The organism is Streptomyces sp. NPDC051913 (assembly GCF_044593635.1).
Taxonomy (GTDB): Bacteria; Actinomycetota; Actinomycetes; order Streptomycetales; family Streptomycetaceae; genus Streptomyces.
Genome location: NZ_JBIUCI010000006.1, coordinates 1 through 16,537, shown reverse-complemented (window position 1 = coordinate 16,537; position 16,537 = coordinate 1). Strand labels below are relative to the sequence as shown.

The following is a 16,537-nucleotide window of genomic DNA, read 5'->3' as shown; positions in this document are numbered from 1 at the left end:
ACGTCCCACCGTCCGACAGGACCACCGACTCCACCGCGCCTACGCTGTAAACATCTGCCCCTGCACGGAAGGGGGCGCCCCATGGCCTCCCCATCGAAGGCGGGCGCGGCACTCACCGCGCTCCGCGAACAACTGGTCGGCGACGTCTTCGCCCCGGGGGACTCGGGCTACGACGAGGCCCGTACCGTCTTCAACGCGATGATCGACCGGCGTCCGGCGGTGATCGCCCAGTGCGTGGACGAGGCCGACGTCGTACGGGCCGTGCGCTTCGGCCGTGACCTGGATCTGCCGATCGCGGTGCGCGGCGGCGGACACAGTGTGGCGGGGATGGCGCTGAACGACGGCGGTCTGGTCGTCGACCTGCGCCATATGCGGGAGGTCACCGTCGATCCCGCCGCACAGGCGGTGCGGATCGCGGGCGGCGCCACGATGAGCGACCTGGACCGGACCTGCCAGCCACACGGTCTCGCCACCACCGGCGGCCGGGCCTCCACCACCGGCGTCGGCGGGTTCGTCCTCGGGGGCGGCACCGGCTGGCTGGACCGCTGGTGCGGCCTCGCCGTCGACAACCTCCTCGGCGTCGACCTGGTCACCGCCGACGGCCGTCAGGTGCACGCGAGCGCCGACGACAACCCGGAGCTGTTCTGGGGCCTGCACGGAGGCGGCGGCAACTTCGGCGTCGCGACCGCGCTCACCCTCAGGTTGCACGAGCTGCCCGAGTTCGCCATCGCGTTCCTGCTGTTCCTCCCGGAGTACGGCCCCGAGGTCGTCCGCACCTACCGCGACATCATCGCCACGGCCCCGAACGAGGCGAGCGGCGGCGTCATCTATCTCACCGCCCCGCCCGAGGAGTTCGTACCGCCGCACCTGGTCGGCACGCTGCTGTGCGGTGCGCTGCTGACGTACGCCGGGTCCGAGGCGGACATGCGCAAGGTCGCCGAACCCCTGCTGGCGCTGCCGCACGAGACGGAGATCGTCGGGGCGATGCCGTACGCGGACGTCCAGTGCATGCTCGACGATCCACCGGGGATGCGGAACTACTGGTCGGCCGAGTATCTGCGGGAGGCGCCGGACGCGTTCCTGGACGTCTTCTGCGCCCGGGCGGCGTCCATGCCGGTGCCGACCGGCACCATCCATGTCCTCTTCCCGCAGGGCGGGGCGATCGCCGACGGGCCGCGTGAGTACCCGGTGCCGTACCGGGACGCGCCGTGGGCCGTGCATCCCTTCGCGATGTGGGAGGACCCGGCGGACGACGAGCGGGTGATCCAGTGGGTGAGGGACGTCCGCGCGGACGCCCGCCCGTGGAGCACCGGCGCGGTCTACCTGAACTTCATCGGCGACGAGGGCGACGAGCGGGTCGTGGCCGGGGTCGGTGCCGAGAACACCGCGCGGCTGGCGGCGCTGAAGCGGCGGTACGACCCGGACAACGTCTTCCGCTTCAACCACAACATCAGACCGGCATGATCGGCGGAGATGTCGTCGAAGCATGTGCGCGGGTACCGTCCGGCTCATGGACAGCAGATTCGACCGCCAGGGCGCCGCCGGCATCACCGTTCAGCGGGCACTGGAGCTGCCCGGCCTGCGCAGCGGCCTGCCCGAGATCCTCGCGGGCGCCGACCGACTGAACCGGTCGGTGCGCTGGGTGCACGCGGGCGAGGTGCCCAACATCGCGTCCCTGCTGAAAGGCGGCGAACTCCTGCTGACCACCGGCTACGGCCTCGGCACGCGTCCGGCCGAGCAGCGCGCGTTCGTCCGCACGCTCGCCGAGCGCGGCATCGCGGCCCTCGTCATCGAACTCGGCCCCCGCTTCACCCGGCTGCCCGCCGCCCTCGTCGACACGGCCCGCACGACCGGCCTCCCCCTCGTCCAACTCCATCGCGAGGTGCCGTTCGTGACGGTCACGGAGGAGATCCACACCGAGATCGTCAACGGCCACTACGCCCTCCTCCAGCGCGCCGAGGAAGTGCACCGCCGCTGTACCGAGGCCCTGCTGGGCGGCGGCGGGGTGCCCCAGGTGCTGGGCATCCTGGCCGACTTCAGCGACAACCCCGTCTTCCTGGAGACGACCGACGGCCAGCTGCTGTACGCGGCCGGGGCCGGGCCCGAGGGCGCGGACCCGCTCCAGGTCTGGGAAGGGCTGCGCGGCCAGCACAAGGACGCTCCGCCGGCCGGGTCCGTACTGGTGGACGTGCCCGGCGGCGGCCCGGGGACGGGTTCGGTACGGGCGCGGCTCGTCCTGCTCCCCGTCCGGGCCCCGCTGGTCCCCGTGCACCGGATGGCGGCCGAGCGGGCCGCGGGCATCCTCGCCGTCGTCCTGATGCAGGCCCGCCAGGAGGAGGAGCTGGCCGCGCGGGGCCGCGGCGACTTCCTGACCGACCTCGCCGAGGGCCGGATCACCGCGGAGGACGCGCCCGCGCAGGCGCGCGTGCTGGGCTTCAAGCCGGGCGCCGGCCCGTTGATGCCGGTGGTGATGCGGCTCGGCGACACCCTCTCCCCCGGCGGCGGCTGGGCGGTGCTGGCCCGGGCGGTGTCGGAGGAGCTGGCCTCGGTGGGCGTTCCGGTGCTGCTGGGCGTACGACCCGTCGAGGGCCGTGTCCTGGTCCTGCTGGGCCTGCGTTCGGATTCGGAGCGGTCGGCGGTCGCGGACCGGGTCGCGGCGGCGCTGCGGGCGGGTGTGGAGCGGGCCGGGATGCAGCGGCCCGGAGCCCAGCCACCGGTGGTCGTGGTCGGCGTGGCGGGCGGCTGGGCGGCGGCCTCGGCGGGGCTGCGGCACGCGGCGGAGACGGCGACGGCGGCCCAGGGCCTGTCGGACCGCCCCTGGTACGACGCCCGGCGCCTCGACATCGACCTGCTGCTGTGGCGGCTGCGCGACCATCCCGACCTCGCGGCCTTCGTCGACCGCGCGATCGGCCCGGTACGGGACCACGACGCCCGCTCCAAGCCGCCGCTGCTGCCGACCCTGGAGACCTACCTCGCCCACGCGGGCCGCAAGGCGGAGACGGCACGCGAGCTCCATCTCAACCGCCAGACGCTCTACAACCGCCTCGCCCGCATCGGCGAGTTGCTGGGCACCGACCTCGACGACCCGCAGACGGTGCTGGCGTTGAGCCTGGCCCTGCGAGCCCGCAGGCACGTCCTCTAGACCAGCGGGCGCGGCTGGGTCAACTCGTCGTACACACTGAGCACTTGAGCGACGGTCTCGTCCTCCGTCGGCCAAGTCGCGGCCTGCCGTACGCCCTTGCCCCGCAGCTCCTCGCACTGCGCCGGATCACCGAGCAAGCGCACCACGGCGTCCGCGAGCGCCTGGACATCCCCGTACGGCACGAGCTCGGCGGCGTCGCCCACGAGTTCGGGCATGCCGCCGACGGCGGTCGCGACGAGCGGCACGCGCGCGTGGAGGGCTTCCTGGGCCAGGAGGGAGCGCGATTCCCAACTGCTGCACACCAGGGCGAGATCGGCGGCGGCGAGCAGCTCGGTGATGTCGTCGCGTCGGCCGATCAGCCGGACGGGCAGCTCCTCGTCCTCGATCCGGCGCTGCAATTCGCCCCGCAGCGCCCCCTCCCCGGCGATCACGACGAGCGGCACCGGATCGAGCGCCCGCCACGCGCGCGAGGCGTCGAGCAGGGTGTCGTAGCCGCGATGCCGGTCGAGCGATCCGACAGCCATCAGCAACGGCCGCCCGGTGGCACCGAGTTCGGCCCGCACCTTGGGCCGCGGCCGGTCGGGGTCCTCCAGCCGCACGGCCCCGCGGGGACCGGGCAGGGCGACGGCGGCGAGGCGCGCGTCCCGGGCACCGGTGGTGCGGGCCCGGTCGACGAGGGCCGAGGTCGCGCCCAGCACCACGGACGCGGCCTTCACGACCCGCCGCTCCAGCAGCCGCACGAGATGGGCCCGCGCGCCCTCCGCGTGCGCCCGGTCGTGCCAGGTCACGACGAGCGGAGTACTCCGCCCGCTCAGCGCGAGGACGGCCCGGAACGAAGCGTGCAGCCCGTGCGCGTGGACGAGATCGGCGTCGGAGCAGGCCGCTCGCAGCGCGGACACGGAGCCGGGGTCGCTGCTTCTCGGCACGTGCACGTGGTCGGCACCGGCGCCCGTGAAGTCGTAGAGGCGATCCGCCTCGACGGGGGCGCACACGGTGACCTTCACGCCCCTCGCGACGAGCCCGGACGTCAGCGAGCGCACATGCGCGCTGCTGCCGGCGTTGCCGCCGCCGAGCACCTGCACGGTGCGCAGCGGTGACTGACCGTGCGGTGAGTGGCTGCTCACGTGGCTCACGTGGCCGGGGCTCCTGGTTCGGCGTCGGGCGGTCACGAGGAAACGTACAGAAGCTGTCGGGCGGAGGGGTGTACCGCGCGCGCTTCCTACGCGTACTGCGTGCTGGCCCAAGGATGCCAGTACGCACGGGTGTTCCGGGAACGCCGGGAGTGTGCGGGTTCGGGGTGGAGGTGGGGAGGGTCACTCACACGGGTGAGAAAAGCCCGTACTCCGGCACCGCCGACGGCCGCCTCGCCCCAAGGCCCGCGGGGCGGCGGGAAGGCCTACCCGCCGTCCCCCTTCGCCGCCGCCAACAACTCCTCAGCATGAGCCCGAGCCGTCTCCGAATCCTCCTGGCCCGCCAGCATCCGGGACAACTCCCGCACCCGCTCCTCCCCTTCGAGCACCTTCACCCCGGAGCGCGTGACGGACCCGTCGTTCGTCTTCTCGACCAGCAGCTGCCGGTCGGCGAAGGCCGCCACCTGCGGCAGATGGGTGACGACCACGACCTGCGCGGACTTGGCCAGCTTCGCGAGCCGCCGCCCGATCTCGACCGCCGCCTTGCCGCCGACACCGGCGTCGACCTCGTCGAAGAGATAGGTCGGTACCGGATCGGTCCCCGCGAAGACCACCTCCACGGCGAGCATCACGCGCGAGAGCTCACCTCCGGAGGCCCCCTTGGCGATGGGCCGCGGCGGAGCGCCGGGGTGCGGGGCGAGCAGCAGCTCCACCTCGTCGACACCGGAAGGGCCGTACGCGACAGCCCGGCCGCCGACCTCGACGCCCTCCGCGTCCTCGGTCTGCCGGATGTCGAAGGACACCCGCGCGTGCGGCATGGCCAGCGAGGCCAGCTCGGCGGTCACGGCAGCGGCGAACCGCGAGGCCGCCTCCGCCCGTGCGTCGGTCAACGCCTGCGCCAGCCCACCCAGTTCGGCCCGCAACGCGTCCCGCTCGTCGGTGAGCTCCCCGATCCGCTCGTCGTCCCCGTCCAGCTCGGTCAGCCGCGCGGCACTCTGCTCGGCCCACGTCAGCACGGCGGCGACGTCCTCGCCGTACTTCCGGGTCAGTGCCGTGAGCGCGGCCCGCCGTTCCTCGACGGCCGCCAGCCGCAGGGGATCGGCTTCGAGATCGTCGGCGTACCCCGCCAGCTCCCCGGCCACGTCCCCCAGCAGGATCCCGATCTCCCCGATCCGGTCGGTGAGCGCGGCGAGGGCGGGGTCGTACGACCGTACGGCGTCCAGGGCCCGCTGGGCCCCCGCCACCAGCGTCGCGGCGTCGATGCCCTCGGGGTCCTCGGGGTTCCCGGCGAGGGCCGCGTGCGCGGCCGTGGCGGCGGACGACAGCGCCTCGGCGTGCCCGAGCCGCTCGGCCTCCTCGGCCAGCTCGGCGTCCTCGCCCGCGCGCGGCTCGACACCGGCGATCTCGTCGAGGCCGTAGCGCAGCATGTCGGCTTCCTGGGCCCGCTCACGCGCGCGCGTGGTGATCTCGTCGAGCTCGACGGCGACGGCCCGCAGCCGCCGGTAGGCCTCGCCGTACTTGGCGAGCGGCACGGCGACGGCGTCCCCGGCGTACCGGTCCAGCGCCTGCCGCTGCCGGGACAGCTTCAGCAGGCCCTGCTGATCGGTCTGCCCGTGCACGGCGACCAGCTCGTCGGCGAGCTCCGCGAGGACACCCACCGGCACGCTCCGCCCGCCCAGGTGCGCCCGGGACCGCCCTTCGGCGGAAACGGTACGGCTGATCAGCAGCGCCCCGTCGTCGAGCTCGGCCCCGGCCTCTTCGGCCCGTACGACGGCCGTGGCACCCGCGGGGACGGTGATCCGCCCCTCCACGACCGCCTTCTCGGCCCCGATCCGCACGAGCGCCGGGTCCGCCCGCCCACCGAGCAGCAGCCCCAGGCTGGTGACCACCATGGTCTTGCCCGCACCCGTCTCACCGGTGACAGCCGTGAACCCGGGCGACAGTTCGACGACGGCATCGTCGATGACTCCGAGCGACCGTATCCGCATCTCTTCCAGCACGGTGAAGACCTTACGAGGTAAGGGCGCGAGAGTGCGAGGCGCCCTGTCACCCGGGGGAGGGAAGCGCCCCCGAAGGGGCGCGGGGAACTGCGCGAGCAACCACGATCCACCCGCACCCGCCAACGCACCTCGAACACCCGAGCTCTAGTGCGGAGCCCCTCGCCACCCGGAAACAGGCAACGCGAACTTCGCCACAAGCCGGTCGGTGAAGGACGCATGGTGCAGCCGAGCAAGCCGCACCGGCACGGCCCCCCGCCGCACCTCGACCCTCGCCCCCGGCGGCAACTCGACCGTCCGCCGCCCGTCACACCACAGCACCCCCGGCGGAATATGCGGCAGAACCTCCACGGCCAGCACAGAGTCCGGCGAGGTCACCAGCGGCTTCGCGAACAACGCATGCGCACTGATCGGCACCATCAACAAGGCCTCGACCTCAGGCCACACCACAGGCCCACCAGCGGAAAACGCATAAGCGGTGGACCCGGTCGGCGTCGACAGGACGATGCCGTCGCACCCGAACCCGGTGACCGGCCGCCCGTCGATCTCCAGGACCACCTCAAGCAGCTTCTCGGCGCCGGCCTTCTGCACCGCCGCCTCGTTCAGCGCCCAGTCGGTGTGCACGATGTCCCCGTTGCTGTGCACGACGACATCGACGGTCATCCGCTCCTCGACCTCGTACGACTTCGTGACCACCCGGTCGACGACCTTGTCGAGGTCGTCCCGCTCGGCCTCGGCGAGGAAGCCCACCCGCCCGAGGTTGACGCCCAGCATCGGCACCCCGGACGCCCGGGCGAACTCGGCGCCGCGCAGCAGCGTCCCGTCCCCGCCCAGCACGATCAGCAGCTCGCACCCGTCGAGGCACTGCGGAGTCGCCTCCTTGACCAGCTCCACTTCCTCCGGAAGCGGCAGGTCGGCGGCCTCGTACTCCAGTACCCGTACGCCGATGCCCTCGCGCAGCAGCCCCTTCACGACCAGCTCGGCGCTGCGGATCGCCGCAGGCCGACCGGTGTGGGCGAGCAGGAAAACAGTACGAGCTCGGTTCTGTGTCAACGAGGCCCCTCCGCCACTGCACGGTCAACGTCGGCCGGATCCAGGGCGGGCGCCCCGGCACGCAGCCACAGAAAGTATTCGACATTGCCCGAGGGTCCGGGCAACGGACTGGCCGTGACCCCGTTCACCCCGAGCCCGAGTTCCCACGCCTTCTCGGCCACTCCCCGCACGGCCTCCGCCCGCAGCTGCGTGCTCCGTACGACTCCCCCACTGCCCAGCCGTTCCTTCCCCACCTCGAACTGCGGCTTGACCATCATCACCAGGTCGGCGTCCGGCTTCACGCACCGCGCCAGGGCCGGCAGCACCAGCCCGAGCGGGATGAAGGACAGATCCCCCACGACAAGATCCACAGGTTCCCCATCGATCGCTTCAAGCGTCAACTCGCGTACGTTCGTACGGTCCTTGACGGTGACGCGTTCATCGCTCCGCAGAGTCCACGCGAGTTGCCCGTACCCGACGTCCACGGCGACTACATGCGCGGCCCCGTTCCGCAGCAGCACATCGGTGAACCCGCCGGTCGACGCGCCGGCGTCCAGTGCCCGCCGCCCCTCGACGACGAGCCCCCGCGGCCCGAACACCGCCAGCGCGCCCGCGAGCTTGTGCCCGCCCCTGGACACGTAGTCGGGATCGCCGTCGTCGTCCTGAACCACGATCGCGGCCGCCTTCTCCACCTGTGTGGCGGGCTTGGTCGCGACGGTCCTGCCGACGGTGACCCGTCCGGCCGCGATCAGCTGACTGGCGTGCTCGCGCGAGCGCGCGAGCTTCCGCCGGACCAGCTCCGCGTCAAGACGAAGACGTGCGACTCCTGCCACGTTCGGTTCAGCTCCTGTGTTCGTACGACGATGAGGGCGCCGGAGGCCCCGGCCGGGCGTCGAGCGCGGTCAGCGCGTCACGCAGCCCCCGGTGTACATCCTCGTACACCTCGACGTGTCCGTCCGTGGCGAGGTGGTCGGCATCGGCCAGCCGCTCCAGCTGGGCGTCGACCTCGGGGTTGCCGGTGGGGGTGCGGGGGACGTTCAGGGGGGCCGGGGCGGCGGGGTCGTACTCCGGCTCCTGGAGGGCCTCCGTCTCCGGGGCTGCGTCACTCATGCCCCGACGCTACCCCGAAGGGCTGCTGTACCGTCGATCGCGATGGCCACGATCGAGGAGTGCCGCGCCGCACTCGAAAAGCTCTCGGACACCATGCAGCGCGCCGAGGGGGACGCCGCGACCGCGGCGGCCCTGGACCGCTCGGTGAGCTGCCGGATCACCGACCTGGACGTCACGTTCGTCGGCAGGATGACCGGCGGCCGGATCGTCGTGCACGACACGCTCCAGGGCCCGCCGAAGGAGAAGGCGCAGATCAGGCTGACCATGACCGGCGACGATCTGATCGCCCTGGTGGACGGCGAGCTGAACTTCGCGAAGGCCTGGGGCTCGGGGCGGGTGAAGCTGGAGGCCGGTCTGCGCGACCTGTTCCAGCTCAGGAAGCTTCTCTGACCGCCACACGCGCCTCGTCCCGCGCGCGTGCCTTGCGCGCGGCCGGCACCACCAGCGGCGTCCCCGTCTCCGGGTCGTCGATCACCTGACAGCGCAGCCCGAAGACCTCCTCGACCAGCTCGGCCGTGACGATGTCGTTCGGTGCGCCCTCGGCGATGACACTGCCGCCCTTGAGGGCGATCAGGTGGGTGGCGTAGCGCGCGGCGTGGTTGAGGTCGTGCAGCACGGCCACCAGCGTGCGCCCCTGCTCCTCGTGCAGCTCGGCACACAGGTCCAGGACGTCGATCTGGTGCTGGATGTCCAGGTAGGTCGTCGGCTCGTCCAGGAGCAGCAGCGGCGTCTGCTGGGCGAGCGCCATCGCGATCCACACGCGCTGGCGCTGACCGCCGGACAGCTCGTCCACGTACCGGTCGGCGAGCTCGGCGACGCCGGTCTGCGCCATCGACTCCTGGACCACCCTCTCGTCCTCGGTCGACCACTGGCGCAGCAGCCCCTGATGCGGGTACCGGCCGCGCCCGACCAGGTCGCCGACGGTGATCCCGTCCGGCGCGATCGACGACTGCGGCAGCAGCCCCAGGGTCCGCGCGACCTTCTTCGCGGGCATCGACTGGATGACCTGCCCGTCGAGCAGCACCCGGCCCTGACTCGGCTTCAGCATCCGCGACAGCGCCCGCAGCAGCGTGGACTTGCCGCACGCGTTCGGGCCGACGATCACCGTGAAGGAGTTGTCGGGGATCTCCACCGACAGCTGCTCGGCGATGACGCGCTGGTCGTAGGCGAGGGTGACGTCCTCGGCGGAGAGGCGGTTCACGGTGCTCCTTCGGTTGTTCAGGGTGCGGTCGGCGCGGTCGGCGGCGCTCATATCCGGCCCGCCTTCCGCTCGGTGACCAGAAGCCACAGCAGATACACGCCACCGAGCACACCGGTGACCACACCCACCGGCATCTGGTCGGCGCCGAAGACCTTCTGCGAGAGCCAGTCGGCCGTGACCAGCAGGGCCGCGCCCATGCAGAGCGACGGCAGCAGGTTCGGGCCGGGCGAGCGGGTCAGCCGCCGGGCGAGCTGCGGCGCGGTGAGCGCCACGAAGCTGACGGGGCCCGCGGCGGCGGTCGCGGTCGCGGTGAGCAGCACGGCGGCCACCATCAGCAGCGCCCTGGTGCGCTCGACGCGCACGCCGAGGGCGTGGGACACGTCGTCGCCCATCTCCATCATCCTGAGCGCCCGCGCGTTGCCGAGGACCAGCGGGACCAGCACGGCGCACAGCCACAGCAGCGGCCACACCTGCTCCCAGTCCCGCCCGCTGAGCGAGCCGGTCATCCAGACGACGGCCTGGGCGGCCTCGGTGATGGTGGACTTGGTCAGCAGATAGCCGTTGACGGCCGTGAGGATCGCGGACACGCCGATGCCGACCAGGACGAGCCGGTATCCGTGCACCCCCTGTTTCCAGGCGAGCAGATAGATGGCGAGTCCCGCACCGAGGCCGCCGACCAGGGCGCCGACGGTGACCTCGCCCGCGCTTCCGGAGAACAGCACGATCACGGTGAGCGCCCCGGCCGTCGCCCCCTGCCCGAGCCCGAGGATGTCCGGACTGCCCAGCGGGTTGCGCGACACGGCCTGGAACAGCGCCCCGCCGAGTCCCAGCGAGGCGCCCACGAGCAGCCCGACCAGGACACGCGGCAGCCGCAGCTCGTTGACGATGAACTCCTGCCCCGCGTTCCCGTCGCCCATCAGCGTCCTGAGCACGTCCCCGGCCGAGATCGGGAAGTCGCCGGTGCCGATCAGCACGACGCTCGCCGCGAGCGCGGCGGCCAGCAGAAGGAGTACGACGACGAGGGCCCGGACGTCGAGCCGGAACGACAGGCCGCCGGGCGTCCTGACGGCACGGTTGGCGCGAGGGGAGCGCTCGGCACGGTTGGTCTTCACAGCTGCGCCGTCCTCCGCCGTCGTACCAGAAAGATGAAGACCGGGCCACCGATGATCGCGGTGACAATCCCGACCTGAAGCTCCGAGGGCCGGGCGACCACCCGGCCGATGACATCGGCGCCGAGCAGCAGCACGGGCGACAGGATCGCCGCGTACGGCAGGATCCAGCGCAGGTCGGGCCCGGTGAACGAGCGCACGACATGCGGGACCATCAGGCCGACGAACACGATCGGCCCGCAGGCCGCGGTCGCCGCCCCGCACAGCACGACGGCGGCGAGCATCGACAGCGCCCGCGTCCGGTTGAGGTTGGCGCCGAGGGCCCGTGCCGTGTCGTCGCCCATCTCCATGGCGTTGAGCGGCCGGGCGAGCGCCAGGGCGAGGAGCGTGCCGCCCGCGAGGAACGGCAGCACCTGAAGGATCGTCGACTCGCTCGCGGAGGTCAGCGAACCCACGGTCCAGAAGCGCATCTTGCCGAGCGCCGCCTCGTCCGTGATCATCACGGCCTGGAGGTAGCCGTAGAGCGCGGCGCTGATCGCCGTACCGGCGAGCGCCAGCCGCACCGGCGTCGCCCCCCGACTCCCCCCGAGGAACCAGACCAGCGCCCCGACCGCGGCCGCCCCGAAGAACGCGAACCACACATACCCGCTCAGGCTCGTGACCCCGAAGTACGTCATGGCGGTGACGACCGCAGCGGACGCACCCGCGTTGATCCCGAGCAGCCCCGGGTCGGCCAGCGGATTACGGGTGAGCGCCTGGAGGACCGCCCCGGCGAGCCCGAGCGCGGCCCCCGCCAGCAGCCCGAGCAGGGTTCGCCACAGCCGCTCGGTCACCACGACGTCGCCGTAGGTCCCGGAGTCCTCGAACAGGCCGTGCCACACCTGCTCCAGGGACAGCTCTTTCGCCCCGATCGCGATGCTCGCCAATGCGACGAACACCAGGATCACAACGGACACGAGCAACCCAAGGACCCGTATCGCCCGGCGGGTTGGGGGCGCGGGGGCGGTTTCCGCGCGCTGTTCGGGAGGACTGTCGACCAACACGCAGTTAGGTTAGCCTACCCTCCGATCAGGCCACGATCCCGCTGCCCGGCTTCACAGGAAGCCCACCCGCGAAGGGCCTCAGAGACCCAGCCGCGCCAGCGCCTTCCCCCCGTCCAGCTCGCACGCCCCGTCGCCCGCCGCCGTCCAGGCCGCCGCACACAACGCGCGCAGCCCGTCCAACGCCTCCCCGTCACCGGCCAGTTCCAGCCGCTCGCCCGCGGCCGTGGCGATCCACCCCCCGCACCGGAAGCCACCGTCCGCCTCGACGACCTCGGGCTGCCCGGTCAGCAACCCCCGCAGATCGGCGTCGACATAGGTCGGCCGGTGCTGGGGCGGCGCGGCCAGCAGCTGCGCCCCGTCCGTCACACCGGTCAGCACGAGCAGCGAGTCGACCTCTCCGTTGAACGCCCCCTCGATGTCCGTGTCCAGCCGGTCCCCCACCACCAGCGGCCGTACGGCACCGGTCCGCAGGATCGTCTCCCGGTGCATCGGCGGCAACGGCTTCCCCGCCACCTGCGGCTCGGCCCCGGTCGCGATCCGCACGACCTCCACCGCGGCCCCGTTGCCCGGCGCGATGCCCCGTCCGCTCGGAATCGTCAGATCGGTGTTGGACGCGAACCACGGCACCCCGCGCGCGACGGCGTACGAAGCCTCCGCGAACCGCCCCCACGGCAGATCGGGCCCACCGAATCCCTGCACCACGGCCGCCGGATCGTCGTCCGCCGACTCCACCGGCACGAGCCCCCGCTCCCGCAAGGCGACCCGCAGCCCCTCCCCGCCGATCACGAGGACGCGCGAACCGGCCGGTACCTGCTCGCTGATCAGCCGCGCGACGGCCTGGGCGGACGTGATCACGTCATCGGCCCCGGTCGGTATCCCCAGCTCGGTCAGATGCTCCGCCACGGTGTCGGGCGTCCGCAGCGCGTTGTTGGTGACGTAGGCGAGGTGCATCCCACCGGCCCGAGCGGTGGCCAGCGAATCGACCGCGTACACGATCGCGTTCCCACCCGCGTACACCACACCGTCGAGGTCGAGCAGCGCGGTGTCGTACGCCTCGCTCAGGGCCTGGCCACTGCCCTCGGGCCTCGTCCTGACGCTCTGGCTCATTCCACATCGCTCCTCGCTCGACGGCTTTCCCCCGATCATCTCGCACGCCACTGACACACGTACGATGCCGGGATGAACACCGCAGGTCACTCGGAAGCAATGGCGCGCCGGGGCCTGGAACTCACCCCGTTCCGAGGCCTTCGCTACGACCCCGACCGGGTCGGCAGTCTGGCCGCCGTGACGTCACCGCCGTACGACGTCGTCGTACGCCCCGACGGCCTCTACCACCTGCAGTCCAACGACCCGCACAACATCGTCCGCCTGATCCTCCCCCAGGCGACCACCCCCGCCGCCCGCAACGAACAGGCCGCCGCGACCCTGCGCCGCTGGCTCGCCGACGGCGTCCTCGCCGCCGACCCGGTGCCGGGCCTGTACGTGTACGAGCAGCGCGACGGCGCCGGCCTGCTGCAACGCGGCATCATCGGCGCCCTGCGCGTCTCGGACCCCGCGGACCAGGTGGTCCTGCCCCACGAGGACGTCATGCCGCACGTCGTCGCCGACCGCGCGGCCCTGATGCGCGCCACCTCCGCGAACCTGGAGCCCCTGCTCCTGACCTACCGCGGCAACGGCACCACCGCCGACACCACCGCCGTGGTCGAACGTACAGCCGGGCAGGAACCGCTTCTCTCCACCACCACCGAGGACGGCTACAGCCACCGCCTGTGGTCCGTCACCGACCCCGCGGACCTGGCCCGCATCCAGTCCGACCTCGCCCACCACCAGGCCCTCATCGCCGACGGCCACCACCGCTGGGCGACATACCGCCGCCTCCGCGCGGAGAACCCCTCCCCCAGCCCCTGGGACTACGGCCTCGTCCTCCTGGTCGACACGGCCCGCTATCCGCTCCGCGTCCGCGCCATCCACCGCCTCCTGCACGGCCTGCCGGTGGCGGACGCCCTGGCTTCACTCGACAGCCTGTTCCGCGTACGACGCCTCGACGTCCCTCTGCCCGAGGCACTCGATGTGCTGGCCGACGCCGCCTGCGCGGGCAACGCCTTCCTCCTCGCCGGCGACGGCGCCTTCCACCTCGTGGACCACCCGGACCCGGACCTGCTCACCCGCACGATCCCACCCGACCGCCCCGCGGCCTGGCGCACCCTGGACGCGACCGTCCTGCACGCCACGCTCCTCGCCCACGTCTGGCGCATCCCCGAGGACGACCCCACCCGCATCGCCTACATCCACGACACCGCCGCCACCGTCCGCAAGGCGGAACGCGACGGCGGTACGGCCGTGCTCCTGCACCCGGTCCGCGAGGAGGTCGTCCGCGACCTGGCCCGGCAGGGCGTCACGATGCCCCGCAAGTCGACGTCCTTCGGCCCGAAGCCGGCGTCGGGCCTGGTCCTGCGCGCGCTGGAGCTCTGAACACGTGAAAGGGCGGGACCCCGGTGCCGGGGTCCCGCCCTTTCACTCATGGACGTCAGTCCTTGTCGTCGTCCTCGTCTTCGTCCTCGTCGTCGTCCTCGTCGTCCTCAGCCTCGACTACCTCGACGACCTCGACGTCCCCGCCGCTCCGGACCTCGCTGTCGCCCTCGTTCTCGTTCTCGTCGATGGCGTCGACGAACTCGACACCGTCCAACTCGGCGAGCCGGTCCGAGGCGTCCGTGCTGCCGTCCTTGTCGGACTCGACGGCCTTGGCGAACCACTCCCGCGCCTCGTCCTCACGGCCGGCGGCGAGCAGCGCGTCGGCGTAGGCGTACCGCAGGCGCGCGGTCCACGGCTGCACCGAGTTGGCGGCCAGTTCGGGGCTCTGCAGCGTCACGATGGCCGCGTCCAGCTGCCCCATGTCACGCCGGGCACCAGCCGCGACGAGCCGCATCTCGACCTGCCCGGCCTTGTCCAGCTTGTTCACCTCGGGCGCCCCGGCCATGTCCAGCGCCTTCTCCGGCCGCCCGAGCCCACGCTCACAGTCGGCCATGACCGGCCACAGCTCCGCGCTGCCGGTCATCCGCCGCGCGGCCCGGAACTCGGCCAGCGCCTCGGAGTACTTCTGGTTGGCGTACGCCGCGAACCCGGCCGCCTCACGTACGGCTGCCACGCGCGAGGCGAGTCGCAGCGCGATCTTGGAGTACGCGTACGCGCGCTCGGGGTCCTCGTCGATGAGCCGAGCGACCATGACCAGGTTCTTGGCCACGTCCTCAGCGAGCGTCTTCGGCAGGCTCAGCAGCTCCTGGCGTACGTCGCCGTCGATCTCGTCGCCCGTGACGTCCTCGGGGATCGGCAGCCGCTTGATCGGCTCACGGTCCCTGTCCCGGTCCCGGTCGTCCCGGAAACGGCCGCCGCCACGCCGGTCGTCACGGCCATAGCCGCCACGGTTGTCGTCACGCCGGTCGTCCCGCCCACGGAACCCACCGGGGCGGCCACCGCGGTCATCCCGACGAGGTCCACCGCGGTCGTCCCTGCCACGGAAGCCACCCCGGTCGTTGTCACGCCGGTCGTCACGGCGGTCGTCACGGCGGTCGTCACGGCGAGGGTAGCCGCCACCGCGGCTGTCGCCGCCACGGTTGTCGTCGCGGCGGAAGGCAGGGCGCGGCCCACGGTCGTCGCCACGATTGTCGTCCCGACGGAACGCCGGACGCGGCCCACGGTCGTCGCCACGGCGGTCATCCCGCCGGTCGTCGCGGCGCTCGTATCCGCCGCCACGGTTGTCGTCGCGCCGGAAACCTCCACGGTCCCCGCCACGATCGCCCCGGTCGTCACGCCGGAAACCACGGTCACGGTCGTCATTGCGGAACCCGCCGCGGTCGCGGTCACGGTCGTCCCTGCGGAAGCCACCCCGGTCGCTGTCACGTCGGTCGTCACGCCGGTCGTCGCGGCGGTCGTCGCGTCGGGGGTAGCCGCCACCGCGGTTGTCGCCGCCACGGTTGTCATCGCGCCGGAAGCCACCACGGTCCCCGCCACGATCGCCCCGGTCGTCACGCCGGCCGTAGCCACCGCCTCGGTTGTCGTCCCGACGGGGGGCCGGACGCGACCCACGGTCGTCGTCACGACGCTGGCCGCGGTCACGGTCGTCCCGCTGGAAGGCAGGGCGGTCACCATCCCGGCGGAAGCCACGGTCACGGTCGTCACGGCGCGGCCCGCTCGGACGGTCGTCACGTCGGAAGGCCGGACGAGGCCCGCGGTCACCGTCACGCCGGTCGTCGCGCCGGTCGTCGCGTCGGGGGTAGCCGCCACCGCGGTTGTCGCCGCCACGGTTGTCGTCACGCCGGAAGCCACCGCGGTCCCCGCCACGATCGCCCCGGTCGTCACGCCGGCCGTAGCCACCGCCCCGGTTGTCGCCCCGGCTGTCGTCGCGTCGGGGGTAGCCACCACCGCGGCTGTCGGCACCGCGGTTGTCATCGCGCCGGAAGCCACCACGGTCGCCGCGGTCACCCCGGTCGCCACCGCGGTATCCGCCACGGTCACCGCGATCGCCGCGGTCACCACTGTCCCGTCGCCGCTGGTCGCGCTCCGGTCGATCGTCGGGAGAGTTGGTGGACATGGGTGACTCCTGTCTCGGTACTGCAAGCATTGTAAAAACAAAAGGACCCCTGGTCCCAGCTGAACGCTGGGACCAGGGGTCCTTCCAAAGATTGTTCGGCGGCGTCCTACTCTCCCACAGGGTCCCCCCTGCAGTACCATCGGCGCTGTAAGGCTTAGCTTCCGGGTTCGGAATGTAACCGGGCG

The 16,537-nt window shown here is 72.5% G+C and carries 15 protein-coding genes and 1 rRNA gene; 4 read left to right on the top strand and 12 right to left on the bottom strand.

Annotated features, from left to right (window positions below; translation table 11 throughout):
- Positions 1-81 precede the first annotated feature (81 nt).
- Positions 82-1,464, top strand: a complete 1,383-nt coding sequence (locus tag ACIHIX_RS19400; RefSeq protein WP_399957379.1) for an FAD-binding protein — start codon at positions 82-84, stop codon at positions 1,462-1,464.
- 46 nt (positions 1,465-1,510) lie between these two features.
- Positions 1,511-3,142: a PucR family transcriptional regulator gene (locus ACIHIX_RS19395; protein ID WP_399957376.1), complete on the top strand. Its 1,632-nt coding sequence runs from the start codon at positions 1,511-1,513 to the stop codon at positions 3,140-3,142.
- Here the strand turns inward: ACIHIX_RS19395 and ACIHIX_RS19390 are convergent.
- The 5 genes from ACIHIX_RS19390 to ACIHIX_RS19370 form a co-directional block, all read right to left on the bottom strand.
- A complete protein-coding gene (locus ACIHIX_RS19390) occupies positions 3,139-4,275 on the bottom strand; it encodes a glycosyltransferase family 4 protein (protein ID WP_399957374.1) in 1,137 nt (378 codons plus the stop codon). The two genes, ACIHIX_RS19395 and ACIHIX_RS19390, sit on opposite strands and share 4 nt — an antisense overlap.
- A 263-nt stretch (positions 4,276-4,538) precedes the next feature.
- Positions 4,539-6,260, bottom strand: a complete 1,722-nt coding sequence (gene recN, locus ACIHIX_RS19385) for a DNA repair protein RecN (protein WP_399958548.1) — start codon at positions 6,258-6,260, stop codon at positions 4,539-4,541.
- Positions 6,261-6,416: 156 nt separating this feature from the next.
- A complete protein-coding gene (locus tag ACIHIX_RS19380; protein WP_079312609.1) occupies positions 6,417-7,322 on the bottom strand; it encodes an NAD kinase in 906 nt (301 codons plus the stop codon).
- Positions 7,319-8,134, bottom strand: a complete 816-nt coding sequence (locus tag ACIHIX_RS19375) for a TlyA family RNA methyltransferase (protein ID WP_399957370.1) — start codon at positions 8,132-8,134, stop codon at positions 7,319-7,321. The genes ACIHIX_RS19380 and ACIHIX_RS19375 overlap by 4 nt, the downstream gene beginning before the upstream one ends.
- 7 nt (positions 8,135-8,141) lie before the next feature.
- Positions 8,142-8,411: a hypothetical protein gene (locus ACIHIX_RS19370; RefSeq protein ID WP_399957367.1), complete on the bottom strand. Its 270-nt coding sequence runs from the start codon at positions 8,409-8,411 to the stop codon at positions 8,142-8,144.
- Positions 8,412-8,453: 42 nt separating this feature from the next.
- Between ACIHIX_RS19370 and ACIHIX_RS19365 the strand changes: the two genes are divergently transcribed.
- Complete coding sequence (locus tag ACIHIX_RS19365; protein WP_399957364.1) at positions 8,454-8,801, top strand: SCP2 sterol-binding domain-containing protein; 348 nt, start codon at positions 8,454-8,456, stop codon at positions 8,799-8,801.
- Here the strand turns inward: ACIHIX_RS19365 and ACIHIX_RS19360 are convergent.
- The 4 genes from ACIHIX_RS19360 to ACIHIX_RS19345 all read right to left on the bottom strand — a co-directional run bounded on the left by ACIHIX_RS19360 (position 8,785) and on the right by ACIHIX_RS19345 (position 12,871).
- Positions 8,785-9,663 carry an ABC transporter ATP-binding protein gene (locus ACIHIX_RS19360; RefSeq protein ID WP_399957361.1) on the bottom strand — a complete coding sequence of 293 codons (879 nt, stop codon included), beginning with the start codon at positions 9,661-9,663 and terminating at the stop codon, positions 8,785-8,787. The two genes, ACIHIX_RS19365 and ACIHIX_RS19360, sit on opposite strands and share 17 nt — an antisense overlap.
- Positions 9,660-10,724: a FecCD family ABC transporter permease gene (locus ACIHIX_RS19355; protein ID WP_399957359.1), complete on the bottom strand. Its 1,065-nt coding sequence runs from the start codon at positions 10,722-10,724 to the stop codon at positions 9,660-9,662. The genes ACIHIX_RS19360 and ACIHIX_RS19355 overlap by 4 nt, the downstream gene beginning before the upstream one ends.
- A complete protein-coding gene (locus tag ACIHIX_RS19350; protein ID WP_399957356.1) occupies positions 10,721-11,764 on the bottom strand; it encodes a FecCD family ABC transporter permease in 1,044 nt (347 codons plus the stop codon). Before ACIHIX_RS19350 ends, ACIHIX_RS19355 begins: the two co-directional genes overlap by 4 nt.
- 78 nt (positions 11,765-11,842) lie before the next feature.
- Complete coding sequence (locus ACIHIX_RS19345; RefSeq protein ID WP_399957353.1) at positions 11,843-12,871, bottom strand: HAD hydrolase-like protein; 1,029 nt, start codon at positions 12,869-12,871, stop codon at positions 11,843-11,845.
- A 72-nt stretch (positions 12,872-12,943) separates the two neighbouring features.
- Between ACIHIX_RS19345 and ACIHIX_RS19340 the strand changes: the two genes are divergently transcribed.
- On the top strand, positions 12,944-14,236 hold the full coding sequence (locus tag ACIHIX_RS19340) for a DUF1015 domain-containing protein (RefSeq protein ID WP_399957350.1): 1,293 nt from the start codon (positions 12,944-12,946) through the stop codon (positions 14,234-14,236).
- 55 nt (positions 14,237-14,291) lie between these two features.
- Here the strand turns inward: ACIHIX_RS19340 and ACIHIX_RS19335 are convergent, their stop codons facing one another.
- The 3 genes from ACIHIX_RS19335 to rrf all read right to left on the bottom strand — a co-directional run.
- Positions 14,292-15,095 (bottom strand): tetratricopeptide repeat protein, encoded by an 804-nt coding sequence (locus ACIHIX_RS19335; RefSeq protein WP_399958545.1) that lies wholly within the window; start codon positions 15,093-15,095, stop codon positions 14,292-14,294.
- On the bottom strand, positions 15,032-16,255 hold the full coding sequence (locus ACIHIX_RS19330; RefSeq protein ID WP_399958542.1) for a hypothetical protein: 1,224 nt from the start codon (positions 16,253-16,255) through the stop codon (positions 15,032-15,034). The genes ACIHIX_RS19335 and ACIHIX_RS19330 overlap by 64 nt, the downstream gene beginning before the upstream one ends.
- Positions 16,256-16,445: 190 nt before the next feature.
- A 5S ribosomal RNA gene (rrf, locus tag ACIHIX_RS19325) occupies positions 16,446-16,537 on the bottom strand; the annotation flags it as partial.